We start from the raw sequence: 22,348 nt of genomic DNA, 5'->3' as shown, positions 1-22,348 counted from the left end.
CCCCGCGCCGTCGCACCGGATGTTTCCCTTGACTTGCCCGGCCCGCCACGGCTGGTGAAGATCCTGAGGTGACATTGACACGGCCTCCCGGCGACACGGCGGACACGAACGGCCCCGAGCGGCGCACCGGTACGGGCCGGGCCGTCGCCGTGCTCATCCTGGTGGCCCTGGGCGCGCTGGTGCCCTTGCTGGGGCCCGCCACCGCGCTGCGCGGCACCGGTGAGGCCGCCGCCCCCGGCGTCGGGGGCGTCGGACTGCTGCGCACCGTGCTGTTCGCCGCGCTGGCCGTGCCGCTGGGCGAGCTGTTCGTGGACCGGCTGGCCCGCCGGGTGCCGGGCGCCCCGGCCGTACGGCCGCGCAGCGCCGCGCCCCTCGCGGCGGCGGCCGGGTTCGTGGCCGCCCTGGGACTGGCCTCGCTGGTGGCCACCGGCAACCTCGTGCCGAGCGGTCCGGCGGACATCGACGTGGGCGGACTGTACGCGTCCCGGGACGGCAAGCTGGCGCTGCTGGAGGTCAACGCGTTCGCGGTGGCCGGGCTGTGCGCCCTGTCGCGGCGGCCCGGCCGGCAGGTGTGGCCGCTGGCCGCGGTGGTGGTCGCGGAGGCGCTGCGCGCGCACCCGGTCACCGAGCACACTCCCCTGGCCGGTTCGGCCCTGACGCTCGTCCATCTGACCTGCGCCTCCCTGTGGGTGGGCGGGCTGGCCTACGCGCTGCGGCTGCTGCGGCTGTGGGGCGCGCGGGAGGCGGCGGGCGCCGCGGTGCTGGGGCTCTACGCGCGCGTGGCCGTGCTGCTGCTGGCCGGCGTGACCGCGACCGGGCTGCTCAGCACGCTGCGCCGGATGCCTGCGGAAACGGTTCTGGAGCAGCTGACGACGACGGCCTACGGGCGCACCCTGCTGGCGAAGGTGCTGCTCGTGGCCGCCGTCGCCGGCCTGGCGCTGTGGGCGCGGTTCCGGCTGCGCCGGGCGGCCGACCCGCTGACCGCCTGCTCCCCCGCGCGGGCGGAGGTCGTCGCGCTGGGCGTGGTGGTCGCGGTGTCGGGGCTGCTCACGGCGCTGCCGGTGCCGATCCGCTGGTGAGGGCCGGGCGTCGGCCCGGCCGGCCAGGGGTCAGGTGGTGACCAGGACCTTGAGGGCGGTGCGCTCGTCCATCGCCTTGTAGCCGTCGGGGACGCCTTCCAGACCGACCGTCATGTCGAAGACGGGCGAGGGGTCGATGGTGCCGGCCAGGATGTCCGGCAGCAGCTCGGGGATGTAGGCGCGGACCGGGGCGACACCGCCGCGCAGGGCGATGTTCCGGTCGAACATGACGCCGAGGTCCAGGCCGGTGCCGCTGCCGTGCGGCACGCCGACGAAGCCGACGGCGCCGCCGTCGCGGGTGATGTTCACCGCCGTGCTCATCGACTGCTCGGTGCCCACGGCCTCGACGACGGCGTGCGCGCCCTGGCCCCGGGTGAGTTCACGCACGGCCTCCACGGCGGCCTCGCCGCGCTCGGCGACGACGTCCGTGGCACCGAAGCGGCGCGCGATGTCGGTACGGACCTGGTGCCGGCCGAGGGCGATGATCCGCTCGGCGCCGAGCCGCTTGGCGGCGAGCACCGCGCACAGGCCGACCGCGCCGTCGCCGACGACCGCCACGGTGACGCCGGGCCGGGCGCCCGCGCCGAGGGCGGCGTGGTGGCCGGTGCCCATGACGTCCGACAGGGTCAGCAGCGCGGACAGCAGGTGCTCGTCGGAGGCCGCCTCCTTGGGCAGCCCGACGAGCGTGCCGTCGGCGTGCGGCACGCGCACGGCCTCGCCCTGGCCGCCGTCGAAGCCGACCGAGCCCCAGAAGCCGCCGTGCACACAGGAGGTGGTCAGGCCCTCGCGGCAGTAGTCGCAGGTGCCGTCGGACCACATGAAGGGCGCGACGACCAGGTCGCCGCGGCGCACACCGGTCACCTCGGAACCGGTCTCCTCGACCACGCCGAGGAACTCGTGTCCGATCCGCTGCCCCGGCTGCCGGGCCGCCTCACCGCGGTAGGCCCACAGGTCGCTGCCGCAGATGCACGCGCGCAGGACCCGCACGACGGCGTCGGTGGGCTGCCGCACCACGGGCTCGGGCACGTCCTCCACGCGCATGTCGTACGGGGCGTGGATGGTGGTCGCGCGCATGGCGAAGGTCTTTCTGCTCGGCTGCGGGGGTGCGCTCACAGGGTGGCGGAGCGCACCTCACCGTACGCCGTGGGCGCGGTCGCACGCGCGCCGAGGGTGCCTCTGGCCACACACGGTCACCGACTCACCGGAGGGGCCTGGCCCTGGGCGGGGACGGCCCCGGAAACGGTCTCGGGCACGGGGGAAGGCACGGGCGTGGGCTGCCAGCCCGGCCCCCGCAGGACGCGCCCGGCGCGCTCGCGCCAGCCGGTCGCCGCCCTCAGGTCCCTGGCGATGGAGACGTACTCGTGGGTGGCGACCCTCAGCGGGTTGTGGGTGCTGATGTTCTTCGTCAGTCCGTACACAGGGCGTTCGGTCTCGGCCGCGAAGGAATCGAACAGCCGGTCCCAGACGATGAGGATGCCGCCGTAGTTGCGGTCCAGGTAGCCGCCCTGGGAGGCGTGGTGCACCCGGTGGTGGGAGGGCGTGTTGAGGGCGAACTCGAACCAGCGGGGCATCCTGTCGATCCGCTCGGTGTGGATCCAGAACTGGTAGACGAGGTTCGCCGAGGAGCAGAAGGCCAGCGCGGCCGGGTGCACGCCGAGCGCGATGAGCGGCAGGTAGAACGGCCAGCTCGTCACGGAGGTCCAGGGCTGGCGCAGCGCGGTGGTGAGGTTGAACCTGCGGCTGGAGTGGTGGACGACGTGACAGGCCCACAGGAGCCTGATGACGTGATGGCCCCGGTGCGACCAGTAATAGAAGAAGTCCTGGGCGAGCAGCATCAGCGGCACGGTCCACCACAGCACGGGCACGCGCAGCGGGGTGAGTTCGTACAGGGCCGTGTAGAGGGCGACGACCGGGATCTTCCACAGGAAGTCGAAGAAGAGGCTGCCGAGTCCCATCGTGACGCTGGTCGCGGCGTCCTTGGCGTCGTAGCCCGCCGCGTCCTCGTCCGGATGGATCCGGACGCTCACCATCTCGACGACGGTGAGCAGCACGAAGGCGGGGATCGACCAGAGCACGACATCGGGCAGGTTCGGCATGAGCGCACGGTAGGGCCACGGCCGGGCCGCCGCCAGAGGTCGTTACCCAGGAGTTTTACCCGGGGTAAGGGCTGCCCGGTGGGCCGGGGGCCGGGACGGGCGAGGGCCCTGCCCACGGTCGGTCAGGCCGAGGGCCACGACAGGCCGGCACACCGGCACAGCCGCCACCGGCCGCTGTCCGGCTCACACGCCCGCCGCGCCCAGCAGGGCCCCGGCCGCGTAGGTGACGGCCATCGCCAGCGCCCCTCCCACGACGTTGCGCACCATCGCGCGCCCCGGGGGCGCCTCGCCGAGGCGGGCGCTGCTCCAGCCGGTGCAGCACAGTGCGGCGAGGACCGACAGGACGGTGACGGTCAGCCGCCAGTCGGCGGGCGGCAGGACGATGGCGGACAGCGGCAGCAGCGCTCCGGCGGTGAAGGCGAGGAAGCTCGCCCAGGCCGCGTGCCAGGGGTTGGTCAGGTCGTCCGGGTCGATACCGAGCTCCACGCGCGCGTGGGCGCGCAGGGCGTCCCGTTCGGTCAGCTGCACGGCGGCCTCCCGGGCCACGTCCCGGGAGAGGCCGCGGTCGTACAGCAGGTCGGTCAGTTCCTGGAGCTCGGCCTCGGGCTGTTCGCGCAGTTCGCGCCCCTCCGCGGCGAGGGCCGCCTTCTCGGAGTCGCGCTGGGTGGAGACCGAGACGTACTCGCCCGCCGCCATCGACATCGAGCCGGCGAGCAGTCCGGACAGACCGGCGGTGAGCAGCGCGGCGCGGCTGTCGGTGGCGCCGGCCACGCCGACGACGAGTCCGGCCGTGGAGACGATGCCGTCGTTGGCCCCGAGCACCGCCGCGCGCAGCCAGTTGAGCCGTTGTCCCAGGGAGCCGCCGTGGGCCTCGTCGTGCGTCGGTTGCGTCACACCCGGAGGATGGCAGGCGTGTGGACGCGGGCGGCGCACCGACCCGCGTGGGCGCGGCCCCGCCGACGGGATTCGAACAGGCCGTGGTGGCGGGCCACCTGGGATACGGCGCTGTCAGTCACGGGCCGTATCCTCGGTGACCATGCTCGAAGACCGTACGACCGCAGCGTCCTCCCCCACATCGTGGCCGGCCGCGTATCCCCGGGGATACGCGGTCGTTGACGTGGAGACCACCGGGCTGGCCCGCGACGACCGGATAATCTCCGCGGCCGTCTACCGGCTGGACGCGCGCGGCGAGGTCGAGGACCACTGGTACACGCTGGTCAATCCGGAGCGCGATCCGGGCCCGGTGTGGATCCACGGTCTGACGAGCGAGGTGCTGGAGGGCGCGCCCCTGTTCACCGACATCGCCGGGGAGTTCGCGGCACGGCTGGCGGACCGGGTGCTCGTGGCGCACAACGCCGTGTTCGACTGGCAGATGATCGCCAGGGAGTACGCGCGCGCGAGGAGCGAGGCGCCGGTGCGTCAACGGCTGTGCACGATCGCGCTGTCCAAGGAGCTGGGGCTGCCGCTGCCCAACCACAAGCTGGAGTCGCTGGCCGCGCACTTCGGCGTCGTGCAGCAGCGCGCACACCACGCGCTGGACGACGCGCGTGTGCTGGCCGAGGCGTTCCGGCCGAGCCTGCGGGCCGCGGCGGCGGGTTTGGTGCGGCTGCCGCTCCAGGAGTGCCGCCCGCTGACGGAGTGGACGGACCGTCCCGCGCCGCGCATCGGACAGCAGCCGGGCGGCTACCGGCCCACCAGTTGGCGTCCCTCGCGCAAGCGCCCGGCGTGCCCCTACCCCAACCCCGGCCGCTACGAAGACGGCAAACGCCTCAAACAGGGCATGCGGGTCGCCTTCTCGGGGGACACGTCGGTCGAACGCGACCTGCTGGAGGACCGCGCGGTCGAGGCGGGCCTGCATGTCGCCACCAGCCTCTCCCGCCTCACCAGCCTGCTGGTGACCAACGACCCCGACTCCGCCACCTCGAAGGTCGCCAAGGCCCGGCAGTACGGCACACCGGTGGTCGACGAGGCGGCCTTCGGGCAGCTGCTGCGGGACGTGGAGCCGGCGACGGAAGGGGCCTCCGGGCGCTAGCGGGGCCGCGGAGCGGAGCCGTGGCGGGGCGCGCGGCCCGATGGCCTCGGTGCGGCAGCCGTACGGACGGGTGATTGCCGGGCGACTCGCCCGCCGCCCGCTCGCCCGCGCGAGTACGAGCGCTCACCCTGTGGCGCATGGCGAGATGCGAAGTATGTGGCAATGACTACGGAATGACCTTCGAGGTGCACGCCCAGGGCGCGGTGCACGTCTTCGACTGCTTCTCCTGTGCGATCCACCGCATGGCCCCCATCTGCGAGCACTGCCGGGTCCAGATCATCGGCCAGGGCGTCGAGGTCGAGGGCCACTGGTACTGCGGCGCCCACTGCGCCCGCGCGGAGGGGAGGGTGGGCATCGTCGACCGGGTCTGACCCGGCCCCGGAACGGACCCCTCTGCCAGCACCCCACGGCCCGCGATGTACGGTCGTGGGGTGTTCCGCTTCCTGATGTCCCGGCAGTGGGTGATTCTCACCCTCGTCGCCGTCGCGCTCGTCCCGACGATGATCGAGCTGGGTTTCTGGCAGCTGCACCGCCACGAGCACCGGGTCGCGCTGAACAAGGTGATCGCCGACTCGCTCGCCGCGAAGCCCGTGCCCGCCGAGTCGCTGACCGCGCCGGGCGCCGAGGTGACCGACGCCGACCGCTTCCGCCGGGTGACGGCCACCGGCCGCTTCGACACCGCGCGTGAGGTCGTCGTACGCCGCCGTACCAACGTGGACGAGAAGGTCGGCTTCCACGTCCTGACGCCCTTCGTCCTCGACGACGGCAAGGTCCTGCTGGTCAACCGGGGCTGGATCCCGGCGGACGGCGCCCAGACGGAGTTCCCGGCGATCCCGGCCCCGCCGAAGGGCGAGATCACCGTCACCGGGCGGCTGATGCCCGACGAGACCACCGCGGACAGCGGCATCAAGGACGTCCAAGGCCTGCCCGACCGCCAGGTCATGCTGATCAGCAGCGAGCAGTCCGAACGCCGCCTCGGCGACCCCGTCCTCGGCGGCTACATCGAGCTGACCGCGCCCGAGCCGCGCGGCGGCTCCCCCGAGCCGATCCCCGCGCCCGAGCACGACGCCATCGGCCCGCACATGGCGTACGCCGTGCAGTGGTGGCTGTTCTGCGCGGGCGTGCCCGTCGGCTGGATCGTCCTGGTACGCCGCGAACTGAAGGAACGGCGGGCCGCTACGACCGAGGAGACCGTCCCGGCGGAACCGGCGACCGTCTAGAGCCCCTCCCGCCGGAACCGGCAACCGTCCAGAGCCCCTCCCGCCGGAACCGGCAACCGTTCAGGACCTGTTGTACGGCGGACCCCCGCAGGGTCGCCGAGCACGTCCGTCCGGCCTGACTCCGGCGTCACCCGTCCGGCCTGTCCTCCCGGCCTCACCCGCCCGCATGTTCCCCGGATTGCCTCCCCGGTCACCCGGGAACCCGCACTCCGTGCAGCAACGCATCGAGGACTACGCGCTGATCGGGGACGAACAGACCGCCGCGCTCGTCGGCCGGGACGGCTCCGTGGACTGGCTCTGTCTGCCCCGCTTCGACTCGGGCGCCTGCTTCGCCCGGCTGCTCGGCGACGAGGACAACGGCCACTGGCGCATCGCCCCCAGAGGCGCCGACCTCTGCACCCGCCGCGCCTACCGGCCCGGCACCCTGGTGCTCGACACCGACTGGGAGACCGACGAGGGCGCCGTGCGGGTCACCGACCTGATGCCGCAGCGCGACCGCGCCCCCGACGTCGTCCGGATCGTCGAGGGCCTGCGCGGCAGGGTCACCGTGCGCAGCACCCTGCGCATCCGCTTCGACTACGGCTCGATCGTGCCCTGGATGCGCAAGGCCGACGGCCATCGCATCGCCGTGGCCGGCCCGGACGCGGCGTGGCTGCGCAGCGAACCCCCCGTGCACACCTGGGGCGAGGACTTCGCGACGCACGCCGAGTTCACCGTAGCCGCGGGCCAGAAGGTCGCCTTCGTGCTGACCTGGCACCCCTCGCACGAGCCGCGCCCGCCCCTGGTCGACCCCTTCGAGGCGCTGGAGTCCAGCGTCGCGGACTGGCAGGCATGGTCAGACCGCTGCCAGTACGACGGCCCGCACCGCGACGCGGTCGTACGCTCCCTGATCACCCTCAAGGCCCTCACCTACCGGCCGACGGGCGGGGTCGTCGCCGCGGCCACCACCTCGCTCCCGGAGGAACTGGGCGGCGTACGCAACTGGGACTACCGCTTCTGCTGGCTGCGCGACTCCACCCTCACCCTCGGCGCGCTGCTGGCCGTGGGCTATCTGGAGGAGGCGGCGGCCTGGCGCGACTGGCTGCTGCGCGCGGTCGCCGGCGACCCGGCGGACCTCCAGATCATGTACGGGGTGGCGGGCGAACGCCGGCTGCCCGAGACGGAGGTGCCCTGGCTGGCCGGCTACGGGCGTTCCGCCCCCGTCCGCGTCGGCAACGACGCCGTGCGCCAGCTCCAGCTCGACGTGTACGGCGAGGTCATGGACTCGATGTCGCTCGCCCGGCGCGCGGGCCTGTCGCACGAACCGCACGGCTGGGCCCTGCAGGCCGCCCTCGTCGAGTGGCTGCGCGCGAACTGGCGGCAGCCGGACGAGGGCCTGTGGGAAGTGCGCGGCGGACGGCGCCACTTCGTGCACTCCAAGGTGATGGTGTGGGTGGCCGCCGACCGCGCGGTGCGCGCCCTGGAGGAGCATCCGGAACTGCCCGGCGACCTGGAGGGCTGGCGCGCGATGCGCGAGGAGGTGCACCGCGAGGTGTGCGCCGAGGGCTACGACGCCGAGCGCAACACCTTCACCCAGTACTACGGCTCGCGCGAGCTGGACGCCGCGCTGCTGCTCATCCCGTACGTCGGGTTCCTGCCGCCGGACGATCCGCGGGTGATCGGCACGGTCGACGCGGTGCGCGCCGAGCTGGGCCGAGACGGTTTCCTGCGCCGCTACAGCACGCGGGACTCGGCCGTCGACGGGCTGCCGGGCGACGAGGGCGCGTTCGTGGCCTGCTCGTTCTGGCTGGCGCAGGCACTGCATCTGACGGGCCGTCGCGCCGAGGCCAGGGAGCTGTTCGAGCGTCTGGTCTCTCTCACCAACGACGTGGGCCTGCTGGCGGAGGAGTACGACCCGGTGAGCGCGCGCCAGCTGGGCAACTTCCCCCAGGCGTTCAGTCACATCGGGCTGGTGAACGCCGCTCTCGCCCTGTTCGGGGACGAAGAGGCAGGATAGGGCCATGGATCTTGGACTGAAGGACCGGGTGTACGTCGTCACCGGAGCCACGCGCGGACTCGGCAACGCGGTCGCGCGCGAACTGGTCGCCGACGGGGCGAAGGTCGTCGTCACCGGGCGCGACGAGGAGCGGGCCCGTGCCGCGGCGGCGGAGCTGGGGCCGGACGCCGTCGGGGTGGCCGTCGACAACGCCGACCCCGCGGCGGCGGCACGGCTGATCGGTGCGGCGCGGGAGCACTTCGGGGGCTTCGACGGGGTGCTGATCAGTGTGGGCGGACCGCCGCCGGGCTTCGTCGCGGACAACACGGACGAGCAGTGGCAGGCCGCGTTCGAGTCGGTGTTCCTCGGGGCGGTCCGGCTCGCGCGGGCAGCCGCGGCCGAGCTGGAGGCCGGGGGCGTGATCGGGTTCGTGCTGTCCGGCTCGGTGCACGAGCCGATTCCGGGGCTGACCATCTCCAACGGGCTGCGGCCGGGCCTCGCCGGGTTCGCGAAGTCGCTGTCGGACGAGCTGGGTCCGCGCGGCATCCGGGTCGTCGGGCTGCTGCCGGCCCGGATCGACACCGACCGGGTGCGGGAACTGGACGCGCTGTCGGCCGACCCCGAGGCGACCCGGGCCGCCCACGAGTCGCGGATCCCGCTCCGGCGCTACGGACGGCCCGAGGAGTTCGGCCGGACCGCGGCGTTCCTGCTGTCCCCCGCGGCGTCCTATCTGACCGGGATCATGGTCCCCGTCGACGGCGGGATGCGGCACGGCTTCTGACCGGGCCGGGCCCCTGCCGCGCCCCGCGTGGCCGAGGGGTGCTCAGCTGACCCGTTCCGCCCGGTGCTTGACCGACTTCATGCGGACCTCGGCGGGGAGGCCGTCCAGGGCCGCCGAGTCCTTGGCGTGGGTCAGGGCCTCGGCGGTCAGCCGGTCCAGGGCCGCCGACGGGTTCACCTGCGGTTCCAGCAGCAGGCGGATCCGGGTGCGCGGGGCCGTCCGGCCGCCCGTCAGACGGACATGGGCCCTGGCCACGCCGTCCAGGGCCGCCGCCTCGGCCGTGAGCACGGACTGAAGGGCCCGGCCGCGCAGCAGGGCGCCCGCGCCGTCGCCCGTGTCGACGAGGACCTCGGCGAGCCGGTGGCGCCGCAGGACCGCGGTCAGCCACCACAGGGCGAGCACCACGAGAACGGTGAGCACGGCCAGGACGACCGGCCACCACCAGGTCTCGTCGCGCCATTGGGTGCGCTCGGAGTCGTCGAGCAGGACGTCGTGCCGTGAGTCGTGGATCCACCACGAGGGCGCCGGGGCGCCCAGGCCCACGGCCAGGACCGAGCCGCCGAGCGCGAGCAGGACCAGGCCGATCAGGCCCAGCAGAACCCTGTTGACCGTTCCCCGCACTCCTCCCTCACCCCTTCCGTCCGGGCCGCCGCACCCGCAGCGACAGCGCGAGCGGCCGGGCCAGGCCCAGCGCGCGCACCGCCTCCTCGAGTACGGCGTCCAGGTCCTGTCGTACTTCTTCCAGCGGGCGGAAGTGCGCGACCACGCGGACGTCGGCGCGGCGGCGGCCCGCCCGGACCCGGACCGACTGCACGCCCGGGACCTCCATGGCACGGTCGCGCAGCACCATCGCGGCCGCGGCCCGGTCCAGGGCGGCTCGGACGTCGGCGGCGGGGCGGCGCATGGTCAGCAGTCCGCGGAGCCCGGGTGTCACGGCGAGGACCAGCAGCCACAGGCCCAGGGCCGCGGCGACGCCCGCGCCGACCAGGACCCAGGTGTCGTCCAGGGGCCGTTCGGCGAGCTGGGCGGCCAGTTCGTCCCGCCACTGCATGGCGGAGCGGCCCGCGCGCACGGCGGCGACGTCGTAGAGGAAGAAGCCCGCGACGACGAGCAGGAGCAGGGCGGCCACGGCGGACGGGACACGCCGGGCCGACCAGAAACGTCGGGCGGCCCGCTTCGGGTCCGGCCGCGGCGTGGGCGCCGGGTCGGTGTCATGGCCGGCGGGCGGCTTCTCCAGGACCGGTACGGGCCTGGTCGTCCCCTCGCCGTGCTGGGGTTCGCTCATCGCGTCCTCCCCTTCGCCACGCCGTGTCCGGGCGCGAGGTGCAGCCGCTCCACCTGGACGGCGACCTCGGGCACGTCCATTCCCACCAGCGCGCCTACCCGCTCGGCGACACGGCGACGCACCGAACGGCAGCGGGCCGCGATGTCGGTGGGGTAGTCGAGCTCCAGATGCACCCGGATGTGCGCCGCGTGCCGCCCCTCGTCGGCGGGGACGCGCGCCTGGCGTACGACCACGTTGGCGTGCGGCGCCGCGGCCGGGGGCGGCAGCGTGCCGAGCGCCTCGCGTGCGGCCTGCGCGGCGACCTTCGCCACGACCCGGTCGGCGATCCGTGTCGCCCCGCGCTCGGCCGGCGGCACGGGGGCGAACGGCCTGCCCGGCTCGCCCGTCCCCTCGCTCACGGGGGTCACCGCCTGCGTTCGTCACGCGGACGGAAGAAGTCGCCGAGCTCGAAGTCGCCCTCCAGGAACCGGCCGACACCGAACCCGACCGCGCCCAGGGCGGCGACGAGCAGGAAGGCACCGAAGCCTCCGAAGTAGCCGGCGAAGCCCAGGGCCATTCCCGCGATCATGCCGACCACGGCCATGCTCATGGTGCGCTCCCCTCAGCGGCACGGCCGTCCGGCCCGCCGCGCGTCACTGGATCCGGGGCTCCGGCTCCTCGTCCTCTTCGTCCGGCAGCTTCACGTCGCTGACGGCGATGTTGACCTCGACGACCTCGAGGCCGGTCATCCGCTCGACGGCCGCCACGACGTTCTCGCGCACGTCCCGCGCGACGTCGGCGATGGACACGCCGTAGTCGACGACGATCTCCAGGTCGAGCGCGGTCTGCACCTCGCCCACCTCCGCCTTGACCCCGCGGGTCACCGACTTGGAGCTGCCGGGGACACGGTCGCGCACGGCACCGAAGGTGCGGCTGATGCCGCTGCCCATCGCGTGGACGCCGACGACATCGCGGGTGGCCATTCCGGCGATCTTCTCGACCACACCGTCGGCGATCGTGGTCCGCCCTCGTCCGGCGGGGTCGCCGCCGCCGCGCCTGGTGGCCTTGCGGGTCTGTACCGGGGCCTCCAGCTCGCCCTCGGAGCTCTGCGTCCGGTTCCGGTCCGTGGTGTCGGTCATCGCCGTACGTCCTTTCCGGTCGTCGTTCTCTCGCCCACGGTATGCGCGGATGCCCCGATTCGCGCCATTTATGCGGCAGGCTGGAGGAATGACGGCGGAACGGTGGGCACGCGCGGTACGCGAACAGGTCGGCCTGGGCAGACTCCTGCCCCTGGGCGTGGCGCGGGACGGGGCGTGGATCGCGGAGAGCGCGGCCGAGACGGTGCTGCGCGGGGCCGCCGACGGGGTTACCGGGGTGCGGCTGGGCGCCCTGCGGATCGCGTTGTCCGACCCGGACAACGGCGGGACGCCCGCCGTGCCGCCCCCGCCGAGCGGACTGCCGCCCGGGCCGCTGCGCCTGTCGGCCGACTTCACGGCACACGTCGCCGAGCCGCTGCCCACGACGGCCTCCCGGCTGCGCACGGCACTTGCGGCCGCCGCGACGGACGGCGTGGGGCTGACCGTGACGGAGGTCGACCTGCACGTCACGGGCCTGTGGGACGAGGAGCCGGAGCCGCGGGACCCGGGTAGCGAGAAGGCCCCGGAGAAGATCGCGCCTCAACCGGCGCAGACGGGTGACGAGGAGACCCGCGTGGCCGCCGCCGCACTCTCCGTCCCGGGCGTCTCCCGCCTCACCGGCACCCTCGGCGGCCTGGGCCGGGCCGTCCACATCGAGGACGGTCCCACCTCAACCCCGTCGCTCCCCCGCCGCCACATCCGACTGGAGCTGGCCGTCCGCTCCCCCCACCAGCCCCTGAAAGTCGCCCAGGAGGTCCGCACAGCCGTCACCACAACCCTCCCGGACACCCCGACGGTGACCATCGTGGTCACAGCAACGGACTGACCCGCCCCAATAGGGTCGCGAGGAACTGCGCGACCCCACAGAGGGACCGCGCCCAACCCCCAAGGGACCCGGGGAACTACGCGACCAGCCACACGCAACCCGCACCAGACACCCCACAGAGGGGCCCCGCCCAACCCCCCAAGGGACGCGGGGAACTACGCGACCAGCCACGAACGGCCCGCACGCGAGCCCCCGGAGAGGGACCGCGCCCAACCCCCAAGGGACCCGGGGAACTGCGCGACCAGCCACGAACGGCCGACACCCGACACCCCACGGAGGGGCCCCGCCCAACCCCCCAAGGGACGCGGGGAACTGCGCGGCCAGCCACGAACGGCCCGCACGCGAGCACCCCGGAGAACGCCCCCGGGGCAGAACCGCCGAACCGCCGGAGGTCAGTCGCCCAGGCCCGCAAGATCCCGCAGCCGCCGCGCCTGCGCCTGCCTCTCCGCCGCCCGCTGCGCGTCGTACGTCCGCGCCTGCGCGCCCAGCAGCAGCGCCTTCGTCTCCACCACCGCGTCCCGCGGAGCGGCAAGCAGCGCGGCGGCGAGGTCGTCGACCGTGGCGTCGAGCTGCGCCACGGGCACCGCGAGGTTCGCCAGCCCCGTGTTGACGGCCTCCTCGGCCAGCACGAAGCGACCCGTCGCGCAGATCTCCAGCGCACGGGCGTACCCGACGAGCGACACCAGCGGATGCGTACCCGTGAGGTCGGGCACCAGACCCAGGCTGGTCTCGCGCATGGCGAACTGCACGTCGTCGGCGACGACGCGCAGGTCACAGGCGAGGGCGAGCTGGAAACCGGCCCCGATGGCATGGCCCTGGACAGCGGCGATGGACACGATGTCGCTCTGCCGCCACCAGGTGAAGCCCTCCTGGAACTCGGCGATGGCAGTGTCCAGTACGGCGTCGTCACCGCGCGCGAGGTCGATGAAGGACGGTTCGCCCTCGATGCCCTCGGGCGTGAACATCTGCCGGTCGAGGCCGGCGGAGAAGGACTTGCCCTCACCGCGCAGCACGACCACCCGGACGGAGCCCGGCAGTGACCGCCCGACCTGGGCGAGCGTCCGCCACATGGCGGGGCTCTGCGCGTTGCGCTTGGCCGGGTTGGTCAGGGTCACCGTGGCGATCGCCTCGTCGACGGTGAGCCGTACGCCGTCCTTGTCGAGAACCGGGTCGAGCGAAGCCATGGGGCGCCTCCGATGGGTGCGGTCAGCGGAGGATGCCGTAGAACGGCATCCATAAGTGACTGCACAGTAACCACCCGGTCGACCGTCTGACCGACCGGGTGGCCACCATCACGCCTTCGGCGCCACCCGACTGGTCAGGCCGTAGCGGCCTTCTTGCCCCGGGTCGCCCCGCCACGCCCACGGAGCGTGACGCCCGACTCACTGAGCATGCGGTGCACGAAGCCATACGAGCGGCCGGTCTCCTCGGCCAACGCCCGGATGCTCGCACCGGCGTCGTACTTCTTCTTCAGGTCTGCCGCGAGCTTGTCGCGCGCGGCGCCGGTCACCCGGCTGCCCTTCTTCAGAGTCTCGGCCACCCGTGCCTCCTCATGGGAAGTGCGCTCTGGTCCCCTCATGATCACCCCTCCCGGGCTCCATGGCCACCCATTCGGCAAGGTCCGTACGGAAGGGATGTGACGACAGGAGTCCGTCCCCACATACGGAATCCAAGGTTCCGCGAGTCGGCGGACTTACCGCCGAACGGGTTCCTCCGCGAAGTACCAGGTCAAAGACGCGAGCGGCCGAGCCCCTGATGACCAAGGACTCGGCCGGAAAATCGTTGTAGGACACACCTCGGTACGAGGAGATCTCACACAGATGGTGGATCACCGATGGGCCGAATGATCCATACCCAGCGGATCACCCGTTCGATCAAGCGAGGGCGACGAGGTCCGCGTAGTCGGAACCCCACAGATCCTCCACGCCGTCCGGCAGCAGGATGATCCGCTCCGGCTGGAGCGCCTCGACGGCTCCCTCGTCGTGGGTGACCAGGACGACGGCGCCCTTGTAGGTGCGCAGCGCGCCGAGGATCTCCTCGCGGCTGGCCGGGTCGAGGTTGTTGGTGGGCTCGTCCAGCAGCAGGACGTTCGCCGAGGAGACGACCAGGGTGGCCAGGGCCAGCCGGGTCTTCTCGCCGCCGGAGAGCACACCGGCCGGCTTGTCGACGTCGTCGCCGGAGAACAGGAAGGAGCCCAGCACCTTGCGGACCTCGACCAGGTCCATGTCGGGGGCCGCGGAGCGCATGTTCTCCAGCACCGTGCGCTCCGGGTCGAGGGTCTCGTGCTCCTGGGCGTAGTAGCCCAGCTTGAGACCGTGGCCGGGGACGACCTGGCCGGTGTCGGGCTGCTCGACCCCGCCGAGCAGCCGCAGCAGGGTCGTCTTGCCGGCGCCGTTCAGGCCCAGGATGACCACGCGGGAACCCTTGTCGATGGCCAGGTCGACATCGGTGAAGATCTCCAGCGAGCCGTACGACTTCGACAGGCCCTCGGCGGTCAGCGGGGTCCTGCCGCAGGCCGCGGGCTCCGGGAAGCGGAGCTTGGCGACCTTGTCGGACATCCGGACCTCTTCGAGACCGGAGAGCAGCTTCTCGGCGCGGCGGGCCATGTTCTGCGCGGCGACCGTCTTGGTGGCCTTGGCGCGCATCTTGTCGGCCTGGGCGTTGAGGGCGGCGGCCTTCTTCTCCGCGTTCTGCCGCTCGCGCCTGCGGCGCTTCTCGTCGGCCTCGCGCTGCTGCTGGTACAGCTTCCAGCCCATGTTGTAGACGTCGATCTGGGCGCGGTTGGCGTCCAGGTAGAACACCTTGTTGACGACCGTCTCCACCAGGTCGACGTCGTGGGAGATCACGATGAAGCCGCCGCGGTAGGTCTTGAGGTAGTCCCGCAGCCAGACGATCGAGTCGGCGTCGAGGTGGTTCGTGGGCTCGTCGAGCAGCAGGGTGTCCGCGTCGGAGAACAGGATGCGGGCCAGCTCGATACGGCGGCGCTGACCGCCCGAGAGCGTGTGCAGGGGCTGGCCGAGCACGCGGTCGGGCAGGTTGAGCGCGGCGGCGATGGTGGCGGCCTCGGCCTCGGCGGAGTACCCGCCCTTGGTGAGGAACTCCGTCTCCTGGCGCTCGTACTGCTTGAGCGCCTTCTCGCGGGTGGCGCCCTGGCCGCTGGCGATGCGCTGCTCGTTCTCGCGCATCTTGCGGATCAGGACGTCGAGGCCGCGCGCGGACAGGACACGGTCGCGGGCCAGTACGTCGAGGTCGCCGGTGCGGGGGTCCTGCGGCAGATAGCCGACCTCGCCGGAGCGGGTGATGACGCCGCCGGCGGGCTGGCCCTCGCCCGCGAGGCACTTGGTGAGGGTGGTCTTGCCTGCGCCGTTGCGGCCGACCAGACCGATGCGGTCGCCCTTGGCGACACGGAAGGTGGCGTTCTCGATGAGGACGCGCGCACCGGCGCGCAGCTCGATACCGGAGGCGGAGATCACGGACAGACTCCAGGGCGGAAGGTTGGCGGGACAGACGGACGAGGACGTTCCCGCTGTCTAATGCGCGAGGAGAATGGCCATGGGATTCAGTCTAACGGGCTCATGCAACCGGATTTCCCTCCGTCGCCGGTGACGATGGCCTCATGGACGCCGGGGGAGGGCGGGGCCGCCGGGCCGGTCGCCCCGGACCCGGGGCGTCGGCGGCGAGGGGGCGGGCGCGCAGGCGGCTTCCGGCCAGACGCCGGCCGCGGGACGCCGGGCACGGGGGCGTTGTCAGTGGTGGCTGCCAGACTGGCGGCAGGTGATTCTTCCGGTTCGGTCCCAAGGATTCGTTTCCGACGTTCGTCTCCGACGAGAGGTGATCGGCATGGCAGGCACGGGCGGCGGCGCTCCGAGCATCTATCCGACGGTGCTGTACGCGGACGCCAGGGCGGCGATCCGGCAGCTCACCGAGGGCCTGGGCTTCTCGGAGCTGTCGGTGTACGAGAGCGAGGACGGCTCGGTGCTGCACGCCGAGCTGCTCCAGGGCAACGGCGCGGTGATGGTCGGCTCCAAGGGCACCGGCGGCGTCTTCGACACGGCGATGAGGGACGCCGGCGCCGCCGGGGTGTACGTCGTGGTGGACGACGTCGACGCGCACCACCGGCGGGCCGTGGACCACGGCGTGGAGATCCTGATGCCCCCGACGGACCAGGACTACGGCTCGCGGGACTACATGGCCCGGGACGCCGAGGGCAACATCTGGAGCTTCGGCACGTACACGCCCGCGATAGCCGGCTGAGCCGCCTCAGCTTCCCCCGGTGTGCACCTGGAAGGCCGCGCGGCGCACGGCCTTGGCCAGGGCCGGGTCGGGGTGGGCCGCGGCGAGCGCGACCAGGACCTGCACGGTCCGGGGGTGGCCGACCGCGCGCACCTCGTCGAGCAGGGCGGGGACCGTCGCCTGCACGGCGGACTCCAGGTGCCGCACCAGCATCGGGGCCTCGCCGTGGTCGGCGACGGCAGCGGCGGTGTCGACCCAGAGCCAGGTGGCCTCCTCGCGGGTGAGGATCTCGTAGGCGTCCTCGGGGTCGGTGCCGTCGTGCTCGGCCAGCCAGAGCAGGGCGTACGGCCGCAGGGTCGGCTCGTCGAGCACCGCGCGCACCTCGGGCTCGGCGGGCGCGCCGACCAGGCGCAGCGCGTCGAAGGCCAGGCCGCGCAGCAGGGCGTCCTCACCGCGGGCGGCGCCGATCAGCTCGGTGACGGCGCTGCCGACGGGCCGGGCGGCGAGCCAGGCGCGGTACTCGGCGCGGGCGGCGTTGGGCCGCAGCTGGGCGCAGCCGCGCAGCATGTCCTCGGCGGAGGCCTCGATGTTGCCCGCGGGGCTCTGCGCGGCCACACAGATCTGCTCCAGCTTGACCCAGACCGCCCAGCTGCCGAGCGGGGTGAGGGTGGCCTGTCCGGCACCGCAGGTGAGGGCGCCGACCGAGGCGAGGGCGTGCAGGGCCCAGTCCAGGAGGGGGGCGAGCGGCGTGTCCGCGCCCCGGGGCGGCCCGTCGGGTTCGACGGGCTCGGGCCGGGGGCCGTAGGGGATCTCGCAGCGCTCGGTGCGCAGTTCGGTGACCCTCGCCTCCAGCAGGTCCAGGAGCTGTGCGACGGGGACGAATCCGGCGGACAGCTGGAGGAAGGAGAGCACCTGGGGCATGGCCGAGACGACCTCGGCGACGGCGGCGGGCTCGCCCGCGGCGGGTTCCGGGTGGGCGAGCGACCAGGCGTCGAAGAGGGCGACCCAGCCGCGCAGGACGGCGCTGTCGTCGCGGTTCCAGGCGCGCAGCCGCCAGCCGGGGCGGGCACTGTCGCCGTGCACCTCGATCAGGCCGGCGAGCCGGGCGGTGTCCCAGTCGGCGCGGACCTGAGCGGGGGTCAGTCCGAGTTCGGCCGCGGCCTGTTCGGCGGTCGCGTCGGACAGGGTGGCCCTGCCGTCGGCGGCGCGGGCCCGGCCGGGGCGCAGCGCGGCGTCGGCCCAGCGGGCCACGCGGGCCGCGTCGGCCAGCTGGGTGCGCGCCATTTTGGCCAGCTCCGACGGGGCCGGGGTGCCCTCGGGGGGGCGCGGAGCGGGGCGGCGCGGGCGTCGCTGGTCCGTCGCTCGTGGGACGGCGTCCAGGGGGCGTGGGCGGACGAGTCGAAGCCTGGAGTCGCGCGGGATACGGGACGTCACGGGTGCAGTCTTCCGGTTGACGGTCCGAAAACCCAAACGGAATGTCACGGCGGGCGACGGGACTGGCCAACGCACCGGGTTCCGGGCGCGTCGGGGAGGTGGGAACAGGCCAGTGGTACGGGGTGGAACGGAACGGCCGCGACCGGTGGCGCGCATCACATCAGCGGGGTCAGGAAGCGGCGCATGGCCTCCTGGTAGGCGGCCGGGTCGGGGTTCCACATGGCGCTGTGCGGGGCGTCGGGGACGGTGGTCAGGGAGACCAGGCCCGGATGGCTGTCGGCGAGGCGCCGGGACAGCTGCCAGGGGGCCACGGTGTCGCCGGGGCCGTGGAGGATCAGGGCGGGCACGGCGAGACCGTCGGCCTCGGCGGCACCGCGGCCGGGCTCGCCGTGCAGGCCGGTGCGGCCCTGGGCGGCGCGGACGGCCAGCGGCAGTACGGGCGCGGGGACATGGCGGGCCGCGGCGAGCGCGCGCAGGGTGGTCTGCCAGTCGAGCACCGGGGAGTCCAGCACGAGTCCGGTGACCTTGTCGCGGACCGCGGAGCGCACGGCCGTGTGCAGGCACATGGCGGCGCCGGTGGACCAGCCGTACAGGACGACGCGCTGGGCGCCGTAGCGCACGGCGTAGCGGATGGCCGCGTCCACGTCGCGCCACTCGGTCTCGCCGAGGTGGTTCAGGCCGTCCGGGGAGCGGGGGGCGCCGAGGTCGCCGCGGTAGGCGAGGGCGAGCACGGAGAAGCGGAGGCGGTGCAGGAAGTCGAGGACGTTCAGCGAGAGTTCGCGGGTGGTGCCCAGGCCGTGCACGGCGATGACCCAGGTGTCGCGGGCACCGGGCACGAACCAGGCGGGCAGCGAGCCCAGTTCGCCGGGGACGTCGATGTCGGCGTGCTCCAGGCCGAGGGCGCTGCGGGGGTCGCCGATGTGCACGTTCGGGGTGAGCCACACGTGGTCGCCGGTTTCGAGGGTGCCGTGCGTGACGCGTTCGAGGCGGCGGACCACGGTGTCGGCGGTGTGCTCGGCCGCCTCCATGACCGGGCCGACGACCGCGTGACTGCCGTCCCCGGACAGGCCGTAGGTGCCGGGGCGCAGCGAGGCGAGGTCCCGGGTGAGGGTGATGCGGCCGGCGGCCGTGCCGTGCACGGTGAGCCGGGGCTCGGTGGGCAGCGGCCTGCCGGGCGGCGCCTTGAGCGCGGCGTCGCTGGCGAGGCGTCCGGCGGCGACTCCGGCCGCGCCGGCTGCCAGGGCAACGGTGACGGCAGCGGCCGTCGCTTTGACAGTGCGCACGGGTTCAGTGTCGTGGCGCGGGGACCGGGTGGCCAGTGGACGGGGGCGTTCGAGGGCGCGCGAAGGGGGAGAGACCGCGGCCCGGGGCCCGGTGGCCGGTGAACGGGAGCGTTCGAGGGGCGCGCGAAGGCGGAGAGACCACGGCGTGGAAGCCGGGCGGCCGGTGAACGGGAGCGTTCGAGGGGCGCGCGAAGGCGGAGAGACCACGGCGCCGAGGCCGGGCGGCCAGGGAACGGGGGCGTTCGAGGGGCGCGCGGGGGCCGGGCGGCCGGGGTGAGGGAGGCGTTCGAGGGGCGCGCGGAGGCGGGGAGGGTTCGCCGTGCAACCGGCCGGGGCGTTCACGGCCCGGTGCCGGCGGCGGTCCCGGGGACCCCGTTTCCGTATACGAACCCCGTCTCACGGCTCCCGCTGGCCGTAGCCCTTCAGCCGCTCCCCCACCTCGGCCACCTGTTCCTCCGTGAGCAGGGCCGGGGTCAGGCCCGGGACCGAGGAGGCGGTGAGCCAGAGGCGGCACATCCATTCGAGCTGGGCGGTGCGGTCGTAGGCCTGGTCGAGGGTGGCGCCGTAGGCCATCGTGCCGTGGTTGCCCAGAAGGCAGGCCGTACGGCCGGAGAGGGCGTGGAGCATGTTCTCGGCCAGTTCGGCGGTGCCGTAGGCCGCGTACGGGGCGACCCGGACGGGACCGCCGAGGGCGGCGGACATGTAGTGGATCAGGGGCAGCTCGGGGACGAGGGTGGAGACGGCCGTGGCGTGCACGGCGTGGGTGTGGACGACCGCGCGGGCGTCCGTGGTGCGGTAGACCGCGAGGTGCATCGGCAGCTCGCTGGTGGGGACCAGTTCCCCCAGCACCTGCCCGCCCTCCAGGTCCACCCCCGTCACGTCGTCCGGGGTGAGCCGGTCGTACGGCACGCCCGACGGCGTGACCAGCACGGTGGCGCCGACGCGCACGGAGACGTTGCCGGAGGTGCCGACGACGAGGCCGTCGGTGACGGTGCGGCGGGCCGTCGTCACGAGGCCGGTCCAGGCCTCGGCCTCCTCGGGGAGCACCGGCCTCCCGCGGGGCCCCGCCCCGGCCGGTTCCGCTCCCCCGGAGCCCTGTGTGTCCCGCTGGTCCCGACGCTGCTCAGCCATGCCGTGATCCTGCCAGGCGGACCCGGCCGACGGGGGTGTCCCGCGGCGGGTGACCAGGATCTCTTCGAGGGGTCCGGGAGCCGCCCGCGACGGGCCGCGCGGGGCGCCCGAGGCCGGAGTTCCCGGGGGCGCCGCCCGGCACCGCCCGATACAGGAATCCTCGCTCTCACCTGCGGACACCCCAATGCCCTGTCCAGTTCACCTGCCGTTCACCTGGGTTACGTACGTTCGACTGGCCAATGACCTTCGAACGATTGCCTGGGTAAATGGAAAACCTCTCACTGATCCTCGCGATTGTGGTGGTAACCGCACTTGCGTTCGATTTCACGAACGGTTTTCATGACACCGCCAACGCGATGGCCACCACCATCTCGACCGGTGCGCTCAAGCCCAAGGTCGCGGTGGCCATGTCCGCCGTCCTCAACCTTGTGGGTGCTTTTCTCTCCGTGGAGGTCGCCAACACGATCTCCAAGGGTCTGGTCGACGAATCAGGCATCCGTCCCGAGGTCATCTTCGCCGCCCTGGTCGGCGCGATCCTCTGGAACCTGCTGACCTGGCTCGTCGGCCTGCCGTCGTCCTCGTCGCACGCCCTGATGGGCGGCCTGGTCGGTGCGACCATCGCCTCGGCGGGCATGGGTGCCGTGCACGGTGACGTGCTGGTCACCAAGGTGCTCATCCCGGCGATCGCGGCCCCGCTGGTCGCGGGCCTGGCGGCGATGTTCGCCACGCGGCTCACCTACGTGATGGGCAGGAAGGCCGACGGCAAGGCCTCGGCGAAGGGCTACCGCGCGGGGCAGATCGCCTCCGCCGGCCTGGTCTCGCTGGCCCACGGCACCAACGACGCGCAGAAGACGATGGGCATCATCACCCTCGCCCTGGTCGCCGGCGGCTCCCTCGCCCCCGACTCCGACCCGCCCATGTGGGTCATCCTCTCGGCGGGTGTGGCCATCGCCCTCGGCACCTACCTCGGCGGCTGGCGCATCATCCGCACCATGGGCAAGGGCCTGACCGACCTCCAGCCGCAGCAGGGCTTCGCCGCCCAGACCAGCGCCGCGACGGTCATCCTGGCCTCCTCCCACCTGGGCTTCTCGCTCTCCACCACGCACTCGGTCTCCGGTTCCGTGATGGGCGCCGGCCTCGGCCGCAAGGGCGGTGTGGTCCGCTGGTCCACCGCGACCCGCATGTTCGTCGCCTGGGGCCTGACCCTGCCGGCCGCCGCCCTGGTCGCCGCGCTCGCCGAGTGGGTCACCGGCTTCGGCTCCTGGGGCACCGCGGTCGTGGCCCTCTTCCTGGTCGGCTCCAGCGCCGCCATCTGGAAGGTGTCCCGCCGCGAGGTCGTCGACCACACCAACGTGAACGACACCGAGGAGCCGGCCGGCGTGGTCACCACCGCGATCGCCATGGTCACCCCGCCGCCGGCGGGCACCGCCACCGCGCCGGTCGCCGTCCCCGCCCCGGCGGGTGCCGCCGAACCGGCCGCCTCGCAGGCCACGGCCTGAGCCCCGACCACCCCGGTACGAAGGAATCAGCAGCATGAAGATCGACTGGGCGGCCCTCGGCTCCGTGTTCGGCGTCAGCCTCGTGGTCACCGTGGCCCTCGTGGGCCTGTTCACCCTCGGTGTCGTCGGCCTCTCCCGCCAGGAACGGGCGCAGGAGCAGGGCGGCACCGCCGCGCTGGCCGTGACCGGTGCCTACGCCTGCTTCGCCGCCTGCGCGGCGGCCGTCGGCTACGGCATCTACCTGATCATGGCCTGACGCCCGGAACCTGACGCCGGGCCTCGTGAGGGGGCTGTCACGGACGAGAAGTCCGTGACAGCCCCCTCACGCATGCGCCGCCCCTCGAAGCCCGCCACCGGCC

24 protein-coding genes are annotated in these 22,348 nt (G+C 73.5%); 10 read left to right on the top strand and 14 right to left on the bottom strand.

The window, feature by feature from the left end; all coding sequences use genetic code 11:
- Nucleotides 1-68 precede the first annotated feature (68 nt).
- Nucleotides 69-1,079: a CopD family protein gene (locus ACFYR0_RS31185; RefSeq protein WP_389335507.1), complete on the top strand. Its 1,011-nt coding sequence runs from the start codon at nucleotides 69-71 to the stop codon at nucleotides 1,077-1,079.
- A 30-nt stretch (nucleotides 1,080-1,109) separates the two neighbouring features.
- On the opposite strand, the gene ACFYR0_RS31180 is transcribed toward ACFYR0_RS31185, so the two are convergent.
- The 3 genes from ACFYR0_RS31180 to ACFYR0_RS31170 all read right to left on the bottom strand — a co-directional run bounded on the left by ACFYR0_RS31180 (nucleotide 1,110) and on the right by ACFYR0_RS31170 (nucleotide 4,069).
- Complete coding sequence (locus tag ACFYR0_RS31180) at nucleotides 1,110-2,153, bottom strand: zinc-dependent alcohol dehydrogenase family protein (RefSeq protein ID WP_389335504.1); 1,044 nt, start codon at nucleotides 2,151-2,153, stop codon at nucleotides 1,110-1,112.
- Nucleotides 2,154-2,269: 116 nt separating this feature from the next.
- Nucleotides 2,270-3,175, bottom strand: coding sequence for a sterol desaturase family protein (locus ACFYR0_RS31175; RefSeq protein ID WP_389335501.1), 906 nt, complete (start codon nucleotides 3,173-3,175; stop codon nucleotides 2,270-2,272).
- A gap of 183 nt (nucleotides 3,176-3,358) precedes the next feature.
- Complete coding sequence (locus tag ACFYR0_RS31170) at nucleotides 3,359-4,069, bottom strand: VIT family protein (protein WP_389335498.1); 711 nt, start codon at nucleotides 4,067-4,069, stop codon at nucleotides 3,359-3,361.
- A 142-nt stretch (nucleotides 4,070-4,211) separates the two neighbouring features.
- Between ACFYR0_RS31170 and ACFYR0_RS31165 the strand changes: the two genes are divergently transcribed.
- From ACFYR0_RS31165 to ACFYR0_RS31145, 5 genes are all read left to right on the top strand, one after another.
- On the top strand, nucleotides 4,212-5,207 hold the full coding sequence (locus ACFYR0_RS31165; RefSeq protein ID WP_389335495.1) for a DEDDh family exonuclease: 996 nt from the start codon (nucleotides 4,212-4,214) through the stop codon (nucleotides 5,205-5,207).
- A gap of 137 nt (nucleotides 5,208-5,344) precedes the next feature.
- Nucleotides 5,345-5,578, top strand: a complete 234-nt coding sequence (locus ACFYR0_RS31160) for a hypothetical protein (RefSeq protein ID WP_307041597.1) — start codon at nucleotides 5,345-5,347, stop codon at nucleotides 5,576-5,578.
- Between the two features lie 60 nt (nucleotides 5,579-5,638).
- Complete coding sequence (locus ACFYR0_RS31155; protein ID WP_389335492.1) at nucleotides 5,639-6,427, top strand: SURF1 family protein; 789 nt, start codon at nucleotides 5,639-5,641, stop codon at nucleotides 6,425-6,427.
- Between the two features lie 211 nt (nucleotides 6,428-6,638).
- On the top strand, nucleotides 6,639-8,423 hold the full coding sequence (locus ACFYR0_RS31150) for a glycoside hydrolase family 15 protein (protein WP_389335489.1): 1,785 nt from the start codon (nucleotides 6,639-6,641) through the stop codon (nucleotides 8,421-8,423).
- A 4-nt stretch (nucleotides 8,424-8,427) separates the two neighbouring features.
- Entirely contained in the window at nucleotides 8,428-9,183 is a 756-nt protein-coding gene (locus ACFYR0_RS31145; protein WP_386379454.1) for an SDR family oxidoreductase, read from the top strand.
- A 42-nt stretch (nucleotides 9,184-9,225) separates the two neighbouring features.
- On the opposite strand, the gene amaP is transcribed toward ACFYR0_RS31145, so the two are convergent.
- The 5 genes from amaP to ACFYR0_RS31120 are packed head-to-tail and all read right to left on the bottom strand — an operon-like array spanning nucleotide 9,226 to nucleotide 11,586.
- Nucleotides 9,226-9,804: an alkaline shock response membrane anchor protein AmaP gene (amaP, locus tag ACFYR0_RS31140; protein ID WP_389335485.1), complete on the bottom strand. Its 579-nt coding sequence runs from the start codon at nucleotides 9,802-9,804 to the stop codon at nucleotides 9,226-9,228.
- Nucleotides 9,805-9,811: 7 nt separating this feature from the next.
- Complete coding sequence (locus ACFYR0_RS31135) at nucleotides 9,812-10,468, bottom strand: DUF6286 domain-containing protein (RefSeq protein WP_389335482.1); 657 nt, start codon at nucleotides 10,466-10,468, stop codon at nucleotides 9,812-9,814.
- Nucleotides 10,465-10,875 carry an Asp23/Gls24 family envelope stress response protein gene (locus ACFYR0_RS31130; protein ID WP_389335479.1) on the bottom strand — a complete coding sequence of 137 codons (411 nt, stop codon included), beginning with the start codon at nucleotides 10,873-10,875 and terminating at the stop codon, nucleotides 10,465-10,467. Before ACFYR0_RS31130 ends, ACFYR0_RS31135 begins: the two co-directional genes overlap by 4 nt.
- The gene (locus ACFYR0_RS31125; RefSeq protein ID WP_389335476.1) at nucleotides 10,872-11,057 is read right to left on the bottom strand and encodes a hypothetical protein; all 186 of its coding nucleotides are present in this window, start codon (nucleotides 11,055-11,057) and stop codon (nucleotides 10,872-10,874) included. Before ACFYR0_RS31125 ends, ACFYR0_RS31130 begins: the two co-directional genes overlap by 4 nt.
- A 43-nt stretch (nucleotides 11,058-11,100) precedes the next feature.
- Nucleotides 11,101-11,586 carry an Asp23/Gls24 family envelope stress response protein gene (locus tag ACFYR0_RS31120; protein ID WP_389335473.1) on the bottom strand — a complete coding sequence of 162 codons (486 nt, stop codon included), beginning with the start codon at nucleotides 11,584-11,586 and terminating at the stop codon, nucleotides 11,101-11,103.
- A gap of 88 nt (nucleotides 11,587-11,674) precedes the next feature.
- On the opposite strand from ACFYR0_RS31120, the gene ACFYR0_RS31115 reads away from it, so the two are divergent.
- On the top strand, nucleotides 11,675-12,409 hold the full coding sequence (locus tag ACFYR0_RS31115) for a nucleopolyhedrovirus P10 family protein (protein ID WP_389335470.1): 735 nt from the start codon (nucleotides 11,675-11,677) through the stop codon (nucleotides 12,407-12,409).
- Between the two features lie 392 nt (nucleotides 12,410-12,801).
- On the opposite strand, the gene ACFYR0_RS31110 is transcribed toward ACFYR0_RS31115, so the two are convergent.
- The 3 genes from ACFYR0_RS31110 to abc-f all read right to left on the bottom strand — a co-directional run bounded on the left by ACFYR0_RS31110 (nucleotide 12,802) and on the right by abc-f (nucleotide 15,882).
- Nucleotides 12,802-13,593 carry an enoyl-CoA hydratase/isomerase family protein gene (locus ACFYR0_RS31110; protein ID WP_389335467.1) on the bottom strand — a complete coding sequence of 264 codons (792 nt, stop codon included), beginning with the start codon at nucleotides 13,591-13,593 and terminating at the stop codon, nucleotides 12,802-12,804.
- 134 nt (nucleotides 13,594-13,727) lie between these two features.
- Nucleotides 13,728-13,949: a helix-turn-helix domain-containing protein gene (locus tag ACFYR0_RS31105; protein WP_053759592.1), complete on the bottom strand. Its 222-nt coding sequence runs from the start codon at nucleotides 13,947-13,949 to the stop codon at nucleotides 13,728-13,730.
- 334 nt (nucleotides 13,950-14,283) lie between these two features.
- A complete protein-coding gene (gene abc-f / locus ACFYR0_RS31100) occupies nucleotides 14,284-15,882 on the bottom strand; it encodes a ribosomal protection-like ABC-F family protein (RefSeq protein ID WP_389335464.1) in 1,599 nt (532 codons plus the stop codon).
- Nucleotides 15,883-16,249: 367 nt separating this feature from the next.
- Here abc-f and ACFYR0_RS31095 point away from each other — a divergent pair, with 367 nt between their 5' ends.
- Nucleotides 16,250-16,663, top strand: coding sequence for a VOC family protein (locus ACFYR0_RS31095; RefSeq protein WP_389335461.1), 414 nt, complete (start codon nucleotides 16,250-16,252; stop codon nucleotides 16,661-16,663).
- A gap of 6 nt (nucleotides 16,664-16,669) precedes the next feature.
- Here the strand turns inward: ACFYR0_RS31095 and ACFYR0_RS31090 are convergent, their stop codons facing one another.
- From ACFYR0_RS31090 to ACFYR0_RS31080, 3 genes are all read right to left on the bottom strand, one after another.
- Nucleotides 16,670-18,076, bottom strand: a complete 1,407-nt coding sequence (locus ACFYR0_RS31090) for a hypothetical protein (protein WP_389335458.1) — start codon at nucleotides 18,074-18,076, stop codon at nucleotides 16,670-16,672.
- Nucleotides 18,077-18,231: 155 nt separating this feature from the next.
- Complete coding sequence (locus ACFYR0_RS31085) at nucleotides 18,232-19,359, bottom strand: alpha/beta hydrolase family protein (protein ID WP_389335455.1); 1,128 nt, start codon at nucleotides 19,357-19,359, stop codon at nucleotides 18,232-18,234.
- Nucleotides 19,360-19,755: 396 nt separating this feature from the next.
- Nucleotides 19,756-20,490, bottom strand: coding sequence for a class II aldolase/adducin family protein (locus tag ACFYR0_RS31080; protein ID WP_389335452.1), 735 nt, complete (start codon nucleotides 20,488-20,490; stop codon nucleotides 19,756-19,758).
- Nucleotides 20,491-20,756: 266 nt separating this feature from the next.
- Between ACFYR0_RS31080 and ACFYR0_RS31075 the strand changes: the two genes are divergently transcribed.
- Together ACFYR0_RS31075 and ACFYR0_RS31070 are read left to right on the top strand one after the other, a co-directional pair.
- Nucleotides 20,757-21,989 (top strand): anion permease, encoded by a 1,233-nt coding sequence (locus ACFYR0_RS31075; RefSeq protein ID WP_389335449.1) that lies wholly within the window; start codon nucleotides 20,757-20,759, stop codon nucleotides 21,987-21,989.
- Between the two features lie 34 nt (nucleotides 21,990-22,023).
- Nucleotides 22,024-22,245: a hypothetical protein gene (locus tag ACFYR0_RS31070; protein ID WP_386379440.1), complete on the top strand. Its 222-nt coding sequence runs from the start codon at nucleotides 22,024-22,026 to the stop codon at nucleotides 22,243-22,245.
- Nucleotides 22,246-22,348: the final 103 nt, after the last annotated feature.

Source organism: Streptomyces sp. NPDC005017, assembly GCF_042873115.1.
In the GTDB taxonomy this organism is placed as follows: Bacteria; Actinomycetota; Actinomycetes; order Streptomycetales; family Streptomycetaceae; genus Streptomyces.
This window is presented reverse-complemented; position numbering and strand designations above follow the sequence as displayed.

What these genes read in the sequence shown, in the direction of transcription:
- ACFYR0_RS31180 (WP_389335504.1), bottom strand. Translation starts at nt 2,153, where the DNA reads ATGCGCGCGACCACCATCCACGCCCCGTACGACATGCGCGTGGAGGAC.
- ACFYR0_RS31175 (WP_389335501.1), bottom strand. Translation starts at nt 3,175, where the DNA reads ATGCCGAACCTGCCCGATGTCGTGCTCTGGTCGATCCCCGCCTTCGTG.
- ACFYR0_RS31165 (WP_389335495.1), top strand. Translation starts at nt 4,212, where the DNA reads ATGCTCGAAGACCGTACGACCGCAGCGTCCTCCCCCACATCGTGGCCG.
- ACFYR0_RS31160 (WP_307041597.1), top strand. Translation starts at nt 5,345, where the DNA reads ATGGCGAGATGCGAAGTATGTGGCAATGACTACGGAATGACCTTCGAG.
- ACFYR0_RS31145 (WP_386379454.1), top strand. Translation starts at nt 8,428, where the DNA reads ATGGATCTTGGACTGAAGGACCGGGTGTACGTCGTCACCGGAGCCACG.
- ACFYR0_RS31135 (WP_389335482.1), bottom strand. Translation starts at nt 10,468, where the DNA reads ATGAGCGAACCCCAGCACGGCGAGGGGACGACCAGGCCCGTACCGGTC.
- ACFYR0_RS31125 (WP_389335476.1), bottom strand. Translation starts at nt 11,057, where the DNA reads ATGAGCATGGCCGTGGTCGGCATGATCGCGGGAATGGCCCTGGGCTTC.
- ACFYR0_RS31120 (WP_389335473.1), bottom strand. Translation starts at nt 11,586, where the DNA reads ATGACCGACACCACGGACCGGAACCGGACGCAGAGCTCCGAGGGCGAG.
- ACFYR0_RS31115 (WP_389335470.1), top strand. Translation starts at nt 11,675, where the DNA reads ATGACGGCGGAACGGTGGGCACGCGCGGTACGCGAACAGGTCGGCCTG.
- ACFYR0_RS31110 (WP_389335467.1), bottom strand. Translation starts at nt 13,593, where the DNA reads ATGGCTTCGCTCGACCCGGTTCTCGACAAGGACGGCGTACGGCTCACC.
- ACFYR0_RS31095 (WP_389335461.1), top strand. Translation starts at nt 16,250, where the DNA reads ATGGCAGGCACGGGCGGCGGCGCTCCGAGCATCTATCCGACGGTGCTG.
- ACFYR0_RS31080 (WP_389335452.1), bottom strand. Translation starts at nt 20,490, where the DNA reads ATGGCTGAGCAGCGTCGGGACCAGCGGGACACACAGGGCTCCGGGGGA.
- ACFYR0_RS31075 (WP_389335449.1), top strand. Translation starts at nt 20,757, where the DNA reads ATGGAAAACCTCTCACTGATCCTCGCGATTGTGGTGGTAACCGCACTT.
- ACFYR0_RS31070 (WP_386379440.1), top strand. Translation starts at nt 22,024, where the DNA reads ATGAAGATCGACTGGGCGGCCCTCGGCTCCGTGTTCGGCGTCAGCCTC.